The 15,030-nt window shown below is 69.2% G+C and carries 14 protein-coding genes; 8 read left to right on the top strand and 6 right to left on the bottom strand.

Going from position 1 to position 15,030, the window contains the following annotated elements:
• Window positions 1-107: 107 nt before the first annotated feature.
• Window positions 108-1,289 carry a PP2C family protein-serine/threonine phosphatase gene (locus DSC45_RS03370; RefSeq protein ID WP_240434416.1) on the top strand — a complete coding sequence of 394 codons (1,182 nt, stop codon included), beginning with the start codon at window positions 108-110 and terminating at the stop codon, window positions 1,287-1,289.
• Window positions 1,290-1,350: 61 nt separating this feature from the next.
• Here the strand turns inward: DSC45_RS03370 and DSC45_RS03365 are convergent, their stop codons facing one another.
• From DSC45_RS03365 to DSC45_RS03350, 4 genes are all read right to left on the bottom strand, one after another.
• On the bottom strand, window positions 1,351-2,334 hold the full coding sequence (locus tag DSC45_RS03365; RefSeq protein ID WP_119286957.1) for an aliphatic sulfonate ABC transporter substrate-binding protein: 984 nt from the start codon (window positions 2,332-2,334) through the stop codon (window positions 1,351-1,353).
• 73 nt (window positions 2,335-2,407) lie between these two features.
• Window positions 2,408-3,187: an ABC transporter ATP-binding protein gene (locus tag DSC45_RS03360; protein ID WP_119286956.1), complete on the bottom strand. Its 780-nt coding sequence runs from the start codon at window positions 3,185-3,187 to the stop codon at window positions 2,408-2,410.
• Window positions 3,184-4,002 carry an ABC transporter permease gene (locus DSC45_RS03355; RefSeq protein WP_119286954.1) on the bottom strand — a complete coding sequence of 273 codons (819 nt, stop codon included), beginning with the start codon at window positions 4,000-4,002 and terminating at the stop codon, window positions 3,184-3,186. The genes DSC45_RS03360 and DSC45_RS03355 overlap by 4 nt, the downstream gene beginning before the upstream one ends.
• Window positions 3,993-5,264, bottom strand: coding sequence for an ROK family transcriptional regulator (locus DSC45_RS03350; protein ID WP_119286952.1), 1,272 nt, complete (start codon window positions 5,262-5,264; stop codon window positions 3,993-3,995). Before DSC45_RS03350 ends, DSC45_RS03355 begins: the two co-directional genes overlap by 10 nt.
• 250 nt (window positions 5,265-5,514) lie before the next feature.
• Here DSC45_RS03350 and DSC45_RS03345 point away from each other — a divergent pair, with 250 nt between their 5' ends.
• The gene (locus DSC45_RS03345; protein WP_119287643.1) at window positions 5,515-6,981 is read left to right on the top strand and encodes a sulfatase family protein; all 1,467 of its coding nucleotides are present in this window, start codon (window positions 5,515-5,517) and stop codon (window positions 6,979-6,981) included.
• A 16-nt stretch (window positions 6,982-6,997) separates the two neighbouring features.
• Window positions 6,998-8,332, top strand: a complete 1,335-nt coding sequence (locus tag DSC45_RS03340) for a family 43 glycosylhydrolase (protein WP_119287641.1) — start codon at window positions 6,998-7,000, stop codon at window positions 8,330-8,332.
• Window positions 8,333-8,389: 57 nt separating this feature from the next.
• Here the strand turns inward: DSC45_RS03340 and DSC45_RS03335 are convergent, their stop codons facing one another.
• Window positions 8,390-9,190, bottom strand: a complete 801-nt coding sequence (locus tag DSC45_RS03335) for an SAM-dependent methyltransferase (RefSeq protein WP_119286950.1) — start codon at window positions 9,188-9,190, stop codon at window positions 8,390-8,392.
• A gap of 398 nt (window positions 9,191-9,588) precedes the next feature.
• Between DSC45_RS03335 and DSC45_RS03330 the strand changes: the two genes are divergently transcribed.
• The gene (locus tag DSC45_RS03330) at window positions 9,589-10,356 is read left to right on the top strand and encodes a YqjF family protein (protein WP_119286948.1); all 768 of its coding nucleotides are present in this window, start codon (window positions 9,589-9,591) and stop codon (window positions 10,354-10,356) included.
• A 21-nt stretch (window positions 10,357-10,377) separates the two neighbouring features.
• Here DSC45_RS03330 and DSC45_RS03325 read toward each other — a convergent pair whose 3' ends face one another.
• Complete coding sequence (locus DSC45_RS03325) at window positions 10,378-11,007, bottom strand: class I SAM-dependent methyltransferase (protein WP_119286946.1); 630 nt, start codon at window positions 11,005-11,007, stop codon at window positions 10,378-10,380.
• Window positions 11,008-11,327: 320 nt separating this feature from the next.
• Here DSC45_RS03325 and DSC45_RS03320 point away from each other — a divergent pair, with 320 nt between their 5' ends.
• The 4 genes from DSC45_RS03320 (at window position 11,328) to DSC45_RS03305 (ending at window position 14,997) form a co-directional block, all read left to right on the top strand.
• Window positions 11,328-12,263, top strand: coding sequence for an ABC transporter ATP-binding protein (locus tag DSC45_RS03320; protein WP_119286945.1), 936 nt, complete (start codon window positions 11,328-11,330; stop codon window positions 12,261-12,263).
• On the top strand, window positions 12,263-13,027 hold the full coding sequence (locus DSC45_RS03315) for an ABC transporter permease (RefSeq protein WP_205571236.1): 765 nt from the start codon (window positions 12,263-12,265) through the stop codon (window positions 13,025-13,027). Before DSC45_RS03320 ends, DSC45_RS03315 begins: the two co-directional genes overlap by 1 nt.
• 99 nt (window positions 13,028-13,126) lie before the next feature.
• Window positions 13,127-14,380: a sensor histidine kinase gene (locus DSC45_RS03310; protein ID WP_205571235.1), complete on the top strand. Its 1,254-nt coding sequence runs from the start codon at window positions 13,127-13,129 to the stop codon at window positions 14,378-14,380.
• Window positions 14,377-14,997, top strand: a complete 621-nt coding sequence (locus DSC45_RS03305) for a response regulator (RefSeq protein WP_119286943.1) — start codon at window positions 14,377-14,379, stop codon at window positions 14,995-14,997. The genes DSC45_RS03310 and DSC45_RS03305 overlap by 4 nt, the downstream gene beginning before the upstream one ends.
• Window positions 14,998-15,030: the final 33 nt, after the last annotated feature.

Here is a 15,030-nt window from a genome sequence, read left to right as displayed (position 1 = left end):
CAGGTCGAGCAGGCTCACACCGCGCCGCGTACCGGTGTGAGCCTGCCGGACCGGGCGAGACGGCCGGCGGCCCCTCTTCCGGCGACGGCGAGGCGAAGGGAGACGACGTGGCGGCGTCGGAGACGGAGGCCGGTTCGCTGGGCGAGTTCCTGGCCGAACCGGACAACGCGAGGCTGGACCTGACCACCGCGGCGGCCCGCTGTTCCCAAGCGCTGGGCCTACAGCCCGCCGTCGTCTACCTGGCCGATCTGCAGCAGCGCCGGCTCGTACCGTTGACGGACGTGGCATCGACGCTGGACGTCGAAGCCTCACTGGCGGGCTGGGCGTACCGCACACAGTCCCTGCACGTCGAGGAGTCGCAGACCGGGGGCATGACGGCCTGGCTCCCCCTGCTCGACGGGGCGGAGCGGCTCGGGGTGCTGGCCGTGCGGGCGGCGTCGATCGATCCCGCGACCTTGCGCAGCGGTCGGGCACTCGCCGCGCTGCTCGCCATGATGATCACGTCCGAGCGGGCCTACAAGGATTCGTTCGTACGGCGGACCCGTACCGAGCCGATGCAGCTGCCCGCCGAAATGCTGCGCACCTTCCTCCCGCCCCGCACGATCGGCACCGCGCATGCCGTGTCGACGGCCGTACTCGAGCCCGCCTACGAGATCGGTGGCGACGCGTTCGACCACGCGCTGACCGAGTCGACGCTGCACGCCGGGATCCTCGATTCGATGGGCCACAACCTGGCCTCGGGCCTCACCACGTCGGTGTCGCTCTCCGCCTGCCGCAATGCGCGTCGCACCGGATCCGACCTGCCCGACCTCATCGAGTCGGTCGACGACGCGCTCGCGCAGTGGCTGCCGGACCAGTTCTGCACGGCGATCCTCGCCCAGCTCGACCTGGCGACCGGCGTGCTGCGGTGGAGCAACTGCGGCCATCCGGCTCCGCTGCTCATCCGGGACAAGAGGCTGGTTCCCGGGGCCTTGGACCGTGAGGCGGACCCGCCGATGGGACTGCCTTCGCAGCTCGCCTCCATGGACCGCCGGGTGCACGAGATCGCTCTGGAGCCCGGTGACCGGGTGCTGATGTACACCGACGGGGTCACGGAGGCCCGGCTGCGGGACGGCACCGAGTTCGGCCTGGACCGGTTCGTGGATTCCCTCATCCGTGCTACTGCCGCGGGTGAACTGGCGCCGGAGACGCTGCGGCGCCTGATCCATTCCATTCTGGACACCCAGAGCGAGGGGCTGCGGGACGATGCCACGCTCCTCATGTTCGAGTGGCTAGGTCCCCAGCGCTGAGCGGAACCCCGGCGCGGGCTCCGTGCGGGAACCCGCGCCGGTGGCCGATGCCGATCCGGCTCTACTCGGCCTGCGCCTCCTCGTAGAGGTCCCCCGTGTAGTAGTCCGACGGATCGGGGTTCTCGTCCAGTTGCTTGTTGCGGACGAAGAAGTCGCCGAGGGACTTGAGCCACTTGTCCACCTCGCCGCTCTTCGACTTGGCGACGAGGTCGGCGGTGGAGCGGGTGCGTACGTGCGAGGCGTCGGCTTTCGTCTGCGCCTCGGAGACCTCCAGCATTTTCGCGGTGAGCGTGATCGTCTTGTCCGGGTTCTTCTTGCGCCAGTCGTTGGCCTGCTGCAGGACCTTGATCACCTTGCTGGTCTTCTCCTCCGGCACCTTGTTGCCGGCGACGAACGCGGTGGGGAAGGAGTCTCCGGTGTCCTCGGTGCTGGCTATCTCCTGCAGGTCCGGCACCTTCTTCTTGATGGTGTCGATGCCCGGATAGAAGAAACCGGCGCCGTCGATCTTCCCGGAGGAGAAGGCGGACACGATGGTGGACGGGTCCATGTTGACCTTGGTGATGTCCTTGGCGGTCATCCCGGCCTTCTCGAGGGCCATGTTGAGGATCATGTCGCCGGAGGTGCCCTCGGGGACGCCGACCCGTTTGCCCTTGAGGTCCTTCATGGACTTCATGCCCGGCTGGCCGATCACCCGGTCCGCGTAGGTGAGCGTGTTGACCGCGATGATCTTGGACTGGCCGGACGCCGGCAGCCATACGGCGCCCGGGCCGATGTAGCCGTAGTCCAGGTCGCCGGCGCCGAGCGCCTGGATCTGGACCGGGCCGTTGTTGAACGACTTCACTGAAGCGGTGAGGCCGGCCTTCTTCCACAGCCCCTGATTCTCGGCGATCGCCAGCAGGCTGGCCCCGTTGTAGTCGCCGATGTAGCCGAACTCGACCGTGGAGTCGTCGCCGGAATCGCTCCCGGAACACGCGCTGACGGACAGGGACAGCACGAGTGCCGCGGGAAGGGCGATGAGGGAACGTCGGGTCGTGCTGCGGGGCATGGCGGGTGATCCTCTCTGGGCAGGGCAATCGGGGGTGCGGTGGGGGAGTGGGATGCGGAGCGGTCTCGGCCGGTCACGCGGCGGAGGCGGGTGCGTCCTGGTGGTAGACGGAGGTCCAGACCTCGTTGCGGATACGGCGGAACTCCGCGGAGAGCCGGATCTCTTCCGTACGCGGGTAGGGCAGGTCCACATCGATGACCTGGCGCACCCGGCCGGGCCCCGCGGCCATCACGACGACACGGCTGGCGAGATAGACGGCCTCGTCGACATCGTGGGTGATGAACAGGACGGTGCGCTTCTCCTGGCTCCAGGTCTCCAGGAGCTGGTCCTGGAGCTGCACCCGGGTGAGTGCGTCGAGCGCCCCGAACGGCTCGTCCATGAGGAGCACTTGGGGGTCGACCGCGTACGCGCGGGCGATGGCGCAGCGCTGCTTCATGCCGCCGGACAGCGTCTTGGGCAGGGCGTCGGCGAACTCGCTCAGGCCGACGAGCGCGATGGCGCCCTCGGCGCGGCGCCTGCGCTCCTCGGCGGGAAGGTCGGCGAGCTTGAGCCCGAACTCCACGTTCTGGCGCACCGTCAGCCACGGGAACAGGGCGTACTGCTGGAAGATCACCCCACGGTCGGGTCCGGGACCCAGGACCGGCTTCCCGTCGACGAGTACGTCGCCCGAGTCCGGTACCTCCAGCCCGGCCGCCATGTTCATCAGCGTGGACTTGCCGCATCCCGAGGGGCCCACGACGGTGACGAACTCCTGGTCCGCGATGTGCAGGTCCACCCCGTCGAGGGCGGTGAAGGTGGTGTCCTTGAGCGGGAAGGTCTTCACCACGTCACGGAAACTGATCTTGCTGTTCATCGTCGCTCCTGCCAGCCGGTGAGGCGCCGTTCGGCCAGCAGCAGGAGCCGGTCCATGACGAGCCCGAGTACGCCGATCGTGATGAGGGACACGAAAACCGCGTCCATGTCGAACCAGGTGGCGGACTTCTGCATGCGATAGCCCAATCCCTCCTGTGCGCCGATGAGTTCGGCCGCGACCACGGTGGCCCAGGACGCACCGAGGCCGATCCGCATGCCGACGAGGATGAACGGTGTGGACGCCGGCACCACCACCTTGGCGAAGATCGTGCGGTCCGAGGCGCCGAGCACGCGTGCCGCGTTGATCAGCGTCTTGTCCACATCGACGACCCCTTGGAACGAGGAGACGACGCAGGCCATGAACGAGGCCAGGTAGATCACCGCGATCTTCGGCACTTCGCCGATGCCGAGCAGGACGACGGCGAGCGGAATCAGAGCCAGCGGCGGGATGGTGCGGAAGAACTGGATGTACGGCTCGACGACCGCGCGTGCCGTCGCGTACCAGCCCATGAGGAAGCCGACCGGGATGGCCACGGCCACGCCGAGGGCGTATCCGATGAAGACGCGGCGCAGGCTGGCGAGGGTGTCGGAGGCCAGTGTGCCGTCGGAGATCATTTCGCCGGCCCGCCGCGTGACGGCCGCCGGCGCAGGCAGGTTTTCGACCAGTCCCAGGGCCGCGACCACGGCCCACAGGGCGATACCCGCTGCCACGGAGGCGATGCCCAGGATCAGGGGCCGCAGGGCGGGAGTTCGGCGTGTCTGCCGTGGCGGCAGGGCGCGGGTGCCGGGATTCTCCGGAGGGGTGATCACTGCCATGGGTTCCTCGCTGGTGGTGTCACGGGGGTGTCCTCGGCGTCGGTCGGCTGTGGGTAGTGGGAGAGCAGGGGAGACTCGTGCAGCGCGAGCGCGATTCCGCCCAGCGCGCTGACGGCGTCGCCCAGGGTGGCCCGGCGTACGTCCACGTGATGGCGGGCCATGGGCATGAGCCGCTGGTGCAGGACGCGTTCGACGGGTTCGAGCAGGCGCGCGCCGGCCTGGGCCAGTTCGCCGCCGAGGACGACGGCGCCGGGGCCGACGGTCTGACACGCCCCGGCGAGTACTGCGCCGATCTCGCTGCCGACGGCGTCGAGCACCTCGAGAGCGAGAGCGTCGTCCTCCTCGACGGCTCTCAGGAACCCGGCGATGTCCGCGGCCCGTCCGCCGGCCTGCCGGTACCGGCGCAGGACCGCGTCGAGCGACGCGACGGTCTCCAGGCAGCCGGTGCCGCCGCACTCGCACCGTGTGCCGGACGGGTCCACGACGATGTGCCCGAACTCCGCGGACAGGCCGTGCCCGCCGCGGTGCAGGGCGCCGCCCACGACCAGGCCGCCGCCCACGCCGTGCGAGAGGCGCAGGTAGAGCACGTCGCTGCTGTCGGACGCTGCGCCCCACACCGTCTCGGCCAGGGCGGCGAGCCGGGTGTTGTTGTCCAGGAGCACCGGCACCTGGTGGCGCTTGCGGAGCAGGTCCTGCAGTCCGTCGATGTCGCGTGCATGGGCGTTCGTACTGCCGGGGTCGGTGAGCGGGCCGACCACGCCGACGCCGATGGCGCCGAGCGCGCCGAGGCGCACAGGGGCGGCGGCGGGCGCAGCGCCGTCGGCAGCCGCACTCTCCGGATCGGTCAGTGAGTCGAGCAACCGCCAGGCGACGTCGACGCGTTCCGGCCAGGACAGGTCCGCACCGTGGCTCTCGCTCGCCGAACCGATCACTTCGTGGGCGAGGTTGGCGACAGCGACGTGAACGGCACGGCGTGCGAAGTCGATGCCGACGGCGCCGCCCGCAGTGGGGTTGAGGCTGAGCTTCTCCACCGGACGTCCCCGTTTGCGTACGGCGACATGGGGTGTGCTCGCGACGACGGCGCCGCTCTCGGTCAGGTCCGCGACGATCTCGTAGAGCGTCGTGCGGGACAGTCCGCTGCGCGTGCCCAACTCCGCGCGGCTCTGCGGGCCGTGCTTGCGGAGGAGGCCGAGGACGAACTGTTCGTTGCTGCGCCTGAGCCGTGTCAGCGGGCCGTCGTGATCCTGCATGCCGGACAGCATGTGAGCACCGTGGATTTTCGTCAAGGACGCGAACCAAAATCATCCTGATTTTCGTGCGCGTACTTGACGTAAATGCGGTCCGAGCCGGAACATCCCGGCAGGGAACCGGTCGAGATCACCTCGGCCGTGCTCCGAGGACGTCGCCGTGACGTGAACGGCGACGTGCCGTACCAACCCGACGTCGACAGGCGGCCGCTGAAGTCCGACGCGCGAGCCGGACCGACCCGAGAGGCTCTCCGTGCGCCACAACATGCTCTTCCTGATGACCGATCAGCACCGGGTGGACACCTTGGGTGCATACGGCAACCCCCATGTCCGCACCCCGAACCTCGACCGGCTCGCCGCGGAGGGCACGCGTTTCGACAGCTTCTACACACCCACGGCGATCTGCACTCCGGCACGCGCCAGCCTGCTCACCGGAGCAGCGCCCTTCCGGCACAAGCTCCTCGCCAACTACGAGCGCAACGTCGGCTACCTGGAGGACCTCTCCGACGACCAGTTCACCTTCGCCGGGCAACTGCGGTCCGAGGGCTACAACTTGGGGCTCATCGGGAAGTGGCACGGCGGCGTGCGGCGCACCGCGGCGGACTACGGCTTCGAGGGACCCGACCTCGCGGGCTGGCACAACCCCGTGGACCACCCGGACTATCTGGCCTACCTGGAGGCGGCCGGCCTGCCGCCGTACCGCATCACCGACCTGATGCGGGGCACCACACCCAACGGAAGTCCCGGGAACCTGCTGGCGGCGCGCCTCGATCAGCCGGTCGAGGCCACCTTCGAGTACTACCTGGCCACCCGCACCATCGAGATGCTGCGCCGTTTCGCCGCGGGCGAGGACCACGGCGGCGGGTCACCGTTCTTCCTCGCCACCCACTTCTTCGGCCCGCATCTGCCGTACATCCTCCCGGACGCGTACTTCGACATGTACGACCCGGACCTCGTGACGTTGCCCGCCTCGGTGCACGAGACCTTCGCGGACAAGCCGCCCGTCCAGCACAACTACAGCAAGCTCTGGGCCTTCGACACCATGCCGCTCGAGGACTCGCGCAAACTGATCGCGGCCTACTGGGGATACGTCACCCTCATCGACGAGCAGATCGGCCGCATCCTCGACGCCGTGCGTGAACTCGGCCTCGACGACCGGACAGCGGTGTTCTTCACGGCGGACCACGGGGAGTTCACCGGCGCGCACCGCCTGCACGACAAGGGCCCGGCGATGTACGACGACATCTACCGCATCCCGGGACTGCTGAAGGTGCCCGGCGCCCCGCAGGGCCAGGTGCGGGACGAGTTCGTCTCGCTGACGGACTGCACCGCGACGGTCCTCGACCTCGCGGAAAGCAAGCCCGAACTGGCCGTTGACAGCCGCAGCCTGGTGCCGCTCGCGCTCGGCGAGACGCCCGAGTGGGACGAGCACCACCTCGCCGAGTTCCACGGGCACCACTTCCCGTACCCGCAGCGGATGCTGCGCACCAGAACGCACAAGCTCGTGATCAACCCGGAGTCCCGCAACGAGCTGTACGACCTCGAAGCCGACCCCGACGAGCTGACCAACCGCTACGACCACCCGGACGCCGCCGGCACACGCACCGTACTGACCCGGCGCCTGTACGACCTGCTCCGCGAACGAGGCGACAACTTCTACCACTGGATGACGCCGATGTACGACGTGGAGACGGACTACGACACCACGCTGTCGGCCTTCGAGCCCGAATAGGGAGTGCTCCATGGACATGGAACCGACGAACAGCTCACACCTGCGCCGTCGCGTGCTGCTCACCGGAGCCGCGGGCGCACTCGCGGCCGGAGCACTACCGCAGCTCGCCGAGAGCGGACCGCGCCTCGCGGCGGCGGGGAACGCCCGGACCGTGTATCCGCCGAACTGGCCCGACCTCGAACCCTACGGACTGGCCGACACGCGCGACGACCTGTGGCCGCGCGAGGACAACTCACACATCCTGCCGCTGGAACTCCGCCCCCAGGACGCGGAGTTGGGTCGGGTGTGGATGCGCGACACCTACGTCAACTGCTTCGAGGTCGACGGCGCACCGCTGTACGTCGCCACCGGCACCACGCGCGCCCCCGGCCTCGAAGCGGCAGGACCGTGGAACGACGGCCTCTTCGTGTGGACGTCCCCCTCGATGGACGGTCCGTGGCAGCTCGCCGACACCACCGGCATCAGACCCGACGCGGAGAAGGGCAAGGTCTGGTCGCCGGAGTTCGTTGGCGAGAACCGCCCTGGCCGCACGGTCGTCGCGCCCTGGCAGGAACACTGGGAGGACGACGGCGAGTTCGGTAAACGCGGCAACGTCTGGGCGCCGGAGCTGCACTACTTCCGCGGCAGCTGGTACATGGTGGCGTGCATGGGCGACCACTCCCGGCTCGTCGGTACGTTCATGCTGGTCAGCGAGGGAGACGTGGCGGGCCCGTACCGGCTGGTCGAGGGCAGTCTGGAGTCGCCTTTCGGTGAAGTCGTCGAGGGTGGACCGGAGTTCATCGAACCCGGCGCGTACTTCCACATCGACGGCGGCCTGTACAGCGAGGGCGACGAGGCGTGGCTGGTGCTGCACAACCACGTCTACGCGAAGTTCCGCGCCGACATGGAGGACATCGTCCCGACGACCGGACTGCCGCCGTTCGCACAGCAACCCTACGAACCGGAGCCGTACCTGGAAGGGGCGTACGTCTTCAAGCACGGCGGCAAGTACTTCCTGCTGCACGCTGCTTGGGACCGCACGTCGACGAACGCGGACGGCAGCACCCGATACGCCTACGATCCGCCCGCCGACGGACGGACGCAGTACCAGTACGACGCGGTGGTCGCGGTCGCCGACCGCTTCGAGGGGCCGTACTCCAGCCGCTACACCGCCGGCGTCGGGGCCGGCCACAACAACATGTTCGAGGACCACGAAGGCGGCCTGTGGGCCACCTTCTTCCGCAACCCCGCCCACGGCTACTGGGCGGACCCCTCGCGCGTCGCGGATGCCGCGGTCGCGGGCGTCGTACGCCTGGAGTGGACGGGGCCGGAGGGCAACCGCCTGTACGTGAAGCGCCGCGACCAGGAGTGAAGCGGACCGGCGGGCCCGCACGCGCCCGTAAGTCGACGCGGGTGCGGGCCGTCGCCGTCAGGCCTTGCGGGCGACTCCGCACCACATCGGCAGGGTGTCGTCCGGGGTGTCCGCCGGGTCGGGACGCCAGCGGGTCAAGGTCACCACACCGGGTGTCAGGAGCTCCAGGCCCTCGAAGAAGCCCTCCACCTGGCCCCGCGTGCGAGGTGTGGCCGAGGCGTGGCTGGCGGCGCGCTCGTTGTAGATCCGCATCGACTCGGCCACCTCGGGTGCGGTGACGTCGGCGGCCGGGTGGGACAGCACCAGGTAACTGCCGGGGGCCAGGCGGTCGAGGAGGCGGCGGGTGATGTCCCAGGGGTCCTCGGAGTCCTTGATGTACTGCAGGATCGCCACCAGCATGAGGCCGACCGGCTGATCGAGGTCGAGGGTGTCCGAGGCGGCGTCGAGGATCGCGTCCACGTCGCGTGCGTCGGCCTGCACGTAGTCCGTCTGTCCGCCGGGCCCGCTGACCAGCAGGGCACGGGCATGGGCGAGGACGATCGGGTCGTTGTCGACGTACACGACGCGCGCGTCGGGGTCGGCCCGCTGGGCCACCTCGTGGGTGTTGTCCGCGGCGGGGACGCCTGTGCCGATGTCCAGGAACTGGCGGATTCCGGAGGTCGCGAGGTGGCGTACGGCCCGGCCGAGGAAGGCCCTGTTGGCCCGGACCGACGGCACGATCGTCGGATTGGCGCGGGCGGCGAGCTCGGCCGCCTCCTGGTCCACCTCGTAGTGATCCTTGCCGCCCAGCCAGACGTTGTACACGCGAGCGGGGTGCGCGTTCGTCGGGTGCTCTGCGGACTGCGTGAAATCGTTCATCGATTGCCACCTCGTGCGCCAAAACCTGGCAGGACGTACCTGGATTCGATCACGGTACACCTCAGTGTCCTGCCGATCGCCGTAGTCGGCAGGACACGGGGCGAGGTTGTGCAGACCCGGCCAACTCGCCTCGCCGGTGAACGAGTTGGCGCCTGCCCTCGATGGCGCCCCGCCAGGGTGCCGACGGTCCCACGTAGATCCCGGTGCCCGGAATACGGCTTCCACCGCGGCCTGCGCCGCAGCGCCGTGCAAGGACGGGAACGGGACCGCCGGATCGTCCTCGCCGCGTACCACCCCCGGCGGGCGACATGAGCGGAGCGGCCAAGCGCTCCTTTACCGCCGCGGGGCGGGACCGTCCTCCTTCCAAGCGTGGGACAGGCCCGTGCCATACTGTCGCGATGCCTGCGCTGGACAGGGCCCCCGAGCCGATAACGGCCGACCCGCCCCACCACACGGACCGGCCCTTCCTCTTCCAGTCCTGGCTCGACCTGGCCTTCCTGCACTGGGCCGCCGAACCGTCCGTAGTCGCCCCGCTGCTGCCCGTCGGCACCCGGCCGGACACCCTGGACGGGCTCACCTACATCGGCCTCGTCGCCTTCCGGATGCACCGCGTGGGATGGTTCCGCCTCCCCGGTATCCCCTATCTCGGCTCATTTCCCGAGACCAACGTCCGCCTGTACTCCGTCGACGCCCGCGGCCGGCGCGGAGTGGTCTTCCGCTCCCTGGACGCCTCGCGGCTGATCCCCGTCGCCGTCGCCCGGGCCGCGTTCCGTCTTCCGTACGTCTGGTCGAGGATGAGCGTGCGCCGGGACGAGGACACGGTCACGTACAGCAGTCACCGCCGCTGGCCCGGACCCCGGGGCGCGCACAGTGAGATCTCCGTGCGGCCCGGTGAGCGGATCGAGGAGCCCTCCGCCCTCGAACACTTCCTGACCGCCCGCTGGGGCATGCACAACGCATTCTTCGGGCGCTCGATGTACCTGCCGAACACGCACCCCCGCTGGCCCCTGCACCGAGCCGAACTCCTCCACTGCGAGGAGAACCTCATCACGGCGGCGGGCCTGCCCGCACCGGCCGAGGCTCCCGCCAGCGTCCTGTACTCCCCGGGAGTCCCGGTCCGCTTCGGACGCCCACCACGCGCGCCGGCGGGCATCCCCACGCCCTGAGCCGACGCCCGGAACTGCCGTCTACGGCCGGCGAGCCAGGAAGTGGGTGTCGAGGAAGCCCCGCTCAGTGGCCGGGTCGTGGAGCAACCGCGCCACCGTGACGAGCCCGGCTCCGGCCAGGAGATCGGCGAACTGCGCCTCCGGCCAGCTGTAGGCGGGCGCCACCTTGTGATCGAAGCGAACCGGCTCCAGTCCCTCGGTCCCGAAGAACGACACCAGGAGTAGACCCCCCGGTGCCAGGACGCGCACCAACTCGGCGAGCAGCGCCGGCAATTCCCCCGGTGGAGTGTGGATCATCGAGTAGTGGGCCAGCACGCCGCCGAGTGTGCCGTCCTCGACCGGCAGCGCCTCCATGCGCGCTTCGTCGAACCGCAGCGTCGGATGGGTCCGCCGGGCGTGGTCGACCATGCCCGGGGAGAGGTCGAGTCCGAAGGCGCTGAGCCCCAAGTCGTGCAGCATGGCCGTCAGATGTCCCGGCCCGCAGCCGACATCGGCTGCCCGTGGATTCCCCGTCTCCCGTACGAGCTCGGCAAAGGTGGCGATCATGTTCCGTGAGAACGGCCGTGTCTCCAACTCCTTGGTGAACATCGACGCGTAGCGCTCGACGACCGCGTCGTAGCCGTCCCTGGTCTCGTCCTGGTGTTCCAACACGGCAGGAAACTAGCACTCACTCGGCTCGCAGTCGTCCTCTCTGCGCTCAACGCGCAGGTGCGCGACACTTCCCGGGCCGTCTTCACCGCGTCACTCCTGGGCGGGCCTGCCCCGCACCTGAGCCTTGTCGTCGGCCGCGAGGGGTACGGCTGCGGGCACCCTCGCCGGGGCCCCGACGTCGCCGACGGCCGGTGTCGCACCTGTGGCCCGCGGGTGCTCCGCAAGTGCCGGAGATCCACCGATCGGTGGAGGCGTGAGTCAACCCCCGCTCAGACCCCGCGGTCGATGTGGTGAGGTGCGGGCGCCCATAACTTCGCGGTATGACCGCATTGGAAGTGCGACATCTGCACAAGCGCTACGGGCAGCACCTTGCCGTGGACGACGTCTCGTTCACGGTCGCGGAGGGGGAGATCTTCGGCATCATCGGGCCCAACGGAGCCGGCAAGACGACAACGGTCGAGAGCATCGCCGGCCTGCGAACGCCCGACTCGGGCTCGATCTCAGTGCTCGGGTTCGATCCGGTCAAGGACCGGGCGGAGGTGCGTGAGCGACTCGGCGTGCAACTGCAGCAGAGCAGCTTCCCCGACGCGATCAAGGTGGCCGAAGCCCTCGAGCTCTACGGCTCCTTCTACCAAAACCCTGCCGACTGGCGTGAACTCATGGAGCTCCTTGGCCTCACCGCGAAGCGCAACACGCAGTACAAGGCTCTCTCCGGCGGGCAGAAGCAGCGGCTTTCGATCGCGCTCGCTCTGGTCGGCAACCCGCGGATCGCGATTCTCGACGAGCTCACGACGGGCCTCGACCCGCAGGCGAGGCGTGACACCTGGAGCCTCATCGAGCGAGTGCGTGACACCGGCGTCACGATCCTCCTCGTCACGCACTTCATGGACGAGGCGGAGCGCCTCAGCGACCGGATCGCCGTCATCGACGGCGGCCGGGTCGTCGCAGTGGATACGCCCGCACAGCTGATCGCGCAGTCGAGCGCGGAGCAGCAAGTCCGGTTCGGGATAAGTCAATCGCTGGACGCGAGCGTCCTGACCGAACTTCCCGACGTGACCGGTGTCGAGATCACCGAAGGGCGCTGGCTGGTCACCGGCAGGGGACAGTTGCTGAGCAGCGTCGCAGGGGCTCTCGCCAGGGTGCAGGTCGTGGCGGAGGATCTCCGAGTCGATCAGCGCAACCTCGACGACGCGTTCGTGGCCCTTACCGGACGCGCCCCGGAGACGCCGGAAACCCCCGAGAGGAGGGGTGAGTGATGCCTGCTCTCCTGAAGATGGTCAAGGTCGAGACGAGACTCTTCCTCCGGGACTCGGCCACCGTCATCTTCGGTGTGCTGTTCCCGACGGCACTCCTGCTCGGGCTGGCTGCCGTCCCGGCGCTCAGGGAGAGGGCGCCGGAGACCGGCGGGCTCCGGTCCATCGACGTCTGGGCGCCGACCGCGGTGGTGTTCGGGATGGTGATGATCGCCGTGCAGCACGTTCCGGCGGTGATCGCGGCCTATCGCGAGCGAAGCATCCTGCGCAGGCTGTCGACCACTCCTGCGCATCCGCGGAATGTCCTGCTCGCGCACATGACCGTCGCGTTCGCATCCGTGGTCGTCTCCGCGGCGCTCGTGGTCCTCGTCGCGTGGGCGGTGCTGGACATCGCGCCGCCCGAGCGGCCCCTGGAGTTCGTCGCCGCCCTCGTCGTCGGCTGTGCGGCACTGCTCGGGCTCGGCATGATCTCCGCGGGTGTGGCCCCTACGAGCAGTGCAGCGAACCAGATCGGTACCCTCCTGTTCGTTGCGCTGATGTTCTTCGGCGGAGCCTTCCTGCCCCGTGCCCTGATGCCCGAAGTGCTGCGCGAGATCAGCGAGTTCGTACCGCCCGGGCTGCAGGCCCTCACCGCGGCCTGGTCCGCCGAAGCGGGCGAGGTCACCGCCACCGCCGGCGGCCACCCGTTCTGGCTGCTGATTGCCATAATGGCGGGGATCGCAGTGATCGCGAGCGCGACCGCCGCCAGGCTCTTCCGCTGGGAGTAGATGTCGATGATGCGGGATGCCGGGGCCGGTGAGCGCCCGAGCCCCGGGACGCAGGAACCCTCCGTCGGGGAAGTGGCGGAGATCGCGAATCGCTCCCGGTTGGCCTGGAAAGCGGAGCAGCTGCGGGTCTGGGACCTGCTGCAATTGATCACACCGTGGCTGCTGGGGACCATCTCGACGGCCGTCTACTTCGGATGGGTGCTTCCGGTCTCCGGCGCGGGGTTCTGGCCCGAGGGCGCATCCGTCCTCGGGCTGGTCGCGGTCTCGGTGCCGTGGGTGCTGCTCGGTCACACGTTGCCCATCAGGCGGAGGACGCTTGGGCCCGTGTCGGCGGGCATCTACTTCGTCGGACTGCTGGCGCTGTGCGTCTGCCTCATGACGTACTCCGAGATCTTCCTCGTCTTCACCATTGCGGGCTTCTTCCACGCGTACCTGCTCAGGCCGTGGCCGGCGGGGGTGCTCGGGGTCCTGGCCACCTCGGTGGCTCTGAACGGCTCGGCGATGCGTGTGTGGGCGGACCCGGCCCCGGTCGTGCTCGCGGAGTTCCTCCTGATCGTCGCCGTGCAGTCTGCGGCGATCGGTGTCGGCATCGTGCTGACGGCGCGAAGCGAACCGGAGGAGCGCAAGCGGGAGGAACTCGTGGAGCGACTCGAGGCGGCACTCCACGAGAACGCCGGGCTCCATAAGCAACTCGTCGTCCAGGCCCGGGAATCCGGTGCCCAGGACGAGCGGCAGCGACTGGCCGGCGAGATCCACGACACCCTGGCCCAGGGTCTCGCCGGCATCATCACGCAACTCCAGGCCGCGGAGCGTTCGGTGAGCGTGCAGGGTGAGACTGAAGAGCACGTTTCGCGTGCACTGGGGCTCGCACGCAGCAGCCTGACCGAGGCCAGGCGGTCCGTGAAGGCGCTCGCCCCGCAGGAACTCGGGCGAGCGCAACTCCCCGACGCACTGCGTACGTTGACCGAGCGATGGTCGCAGGACCAGGAGATCAGGGCGCAGGTCGAGGTCACCGGCACTCGAGAGCCACTGAGCCCGGCGATAGAGGTGTCGCTCTTCCGGGTCGCGCAGGAGTCGCTGACCAACGTGGCGAAGCACGCGGAGGCCTCGCGCGTCGGTGTCACCCTGTCGTACACGGGCACCGAGGTGCTGTTGGACGTGCGCGATGATGGACGCGGATTCGCGGACGGGGCGGGCACCGGCTTCGGCCTGACGAGCATGCGCCAGCGCGTCAGAGGGGTCGGCGGTCAGGTGGAAGTGCAGAGCGCGCCGGGTGAAGGGACATCCGTCAGTGCGCGCGTTCCGGCGATCGCCCCCGGGGGCACCAGAGCGAAGGGGGAGGACGGCCGATGATTCGACTGGTGGTTGTCGACGACCATCCGGTCGTGCGGGGCGGTCTGCGTGACACCTTCGCGGGCGCCGAGGACATATGCGTGGTCGGTGAGGCCGGGGACGGTGCCGAGGGCGTCGAACGTGCGCAGGTGCTGGCCGCGGACGTGGTGCTCATGGACCTTCGGATGCCCAAAATGGACGGCGTCACAGCGACCGCGGCTCTGCGCGAACGGGCACCCGGTGCCCGAGTGCTGATCCTGACCACCTTCGACAGCGAGAGCGATGTACTGCCGGCGATCGAGGCGGGTGCGATCGGTTATCTGCTGAAGGATGCGCTGCCCGACGAGCTGATGAGAGCCGTCCGTGCCGCCGCGCGCGGAGAGTCGGTGCTCGCGCCGTCGGTGACGCAGCACCTCATGGGACAGGTCCGCAGGCCCGGCGCCGGCACACTGACCGATCGGGAGAAGCAAGTGCTGCAACTGGTCGCGAACGGAAGTTCAAATCGCGAGGCCGCCACGGCGTTGTTCATCGGTGAGGCGAGCATCAAGACCCACCTGCAGCACATCTACGACAAGCTCGGCGTTCGTGATCGAGCCTCGGCGGTGGCCGAGGGCTACCGCCGTCGCCTGCTGACCTGACGGCACCGCCGGCCCGATGCCTGCTGAGGTCAC

Source organism: Streptomyces sp. YIM 130001 (assembly GCF_003574445.1).
Lineage (GTDB): Bacteria > Actinomycetota > Actinomycetes > Streptomycetales > Streptomycetaceae > Streptomyces.
The sequence above is the reverse complement of the archived record's forward strand: the minus strand, read 5'-3'. Positions and strand labels throughout refer to the sequence as shown.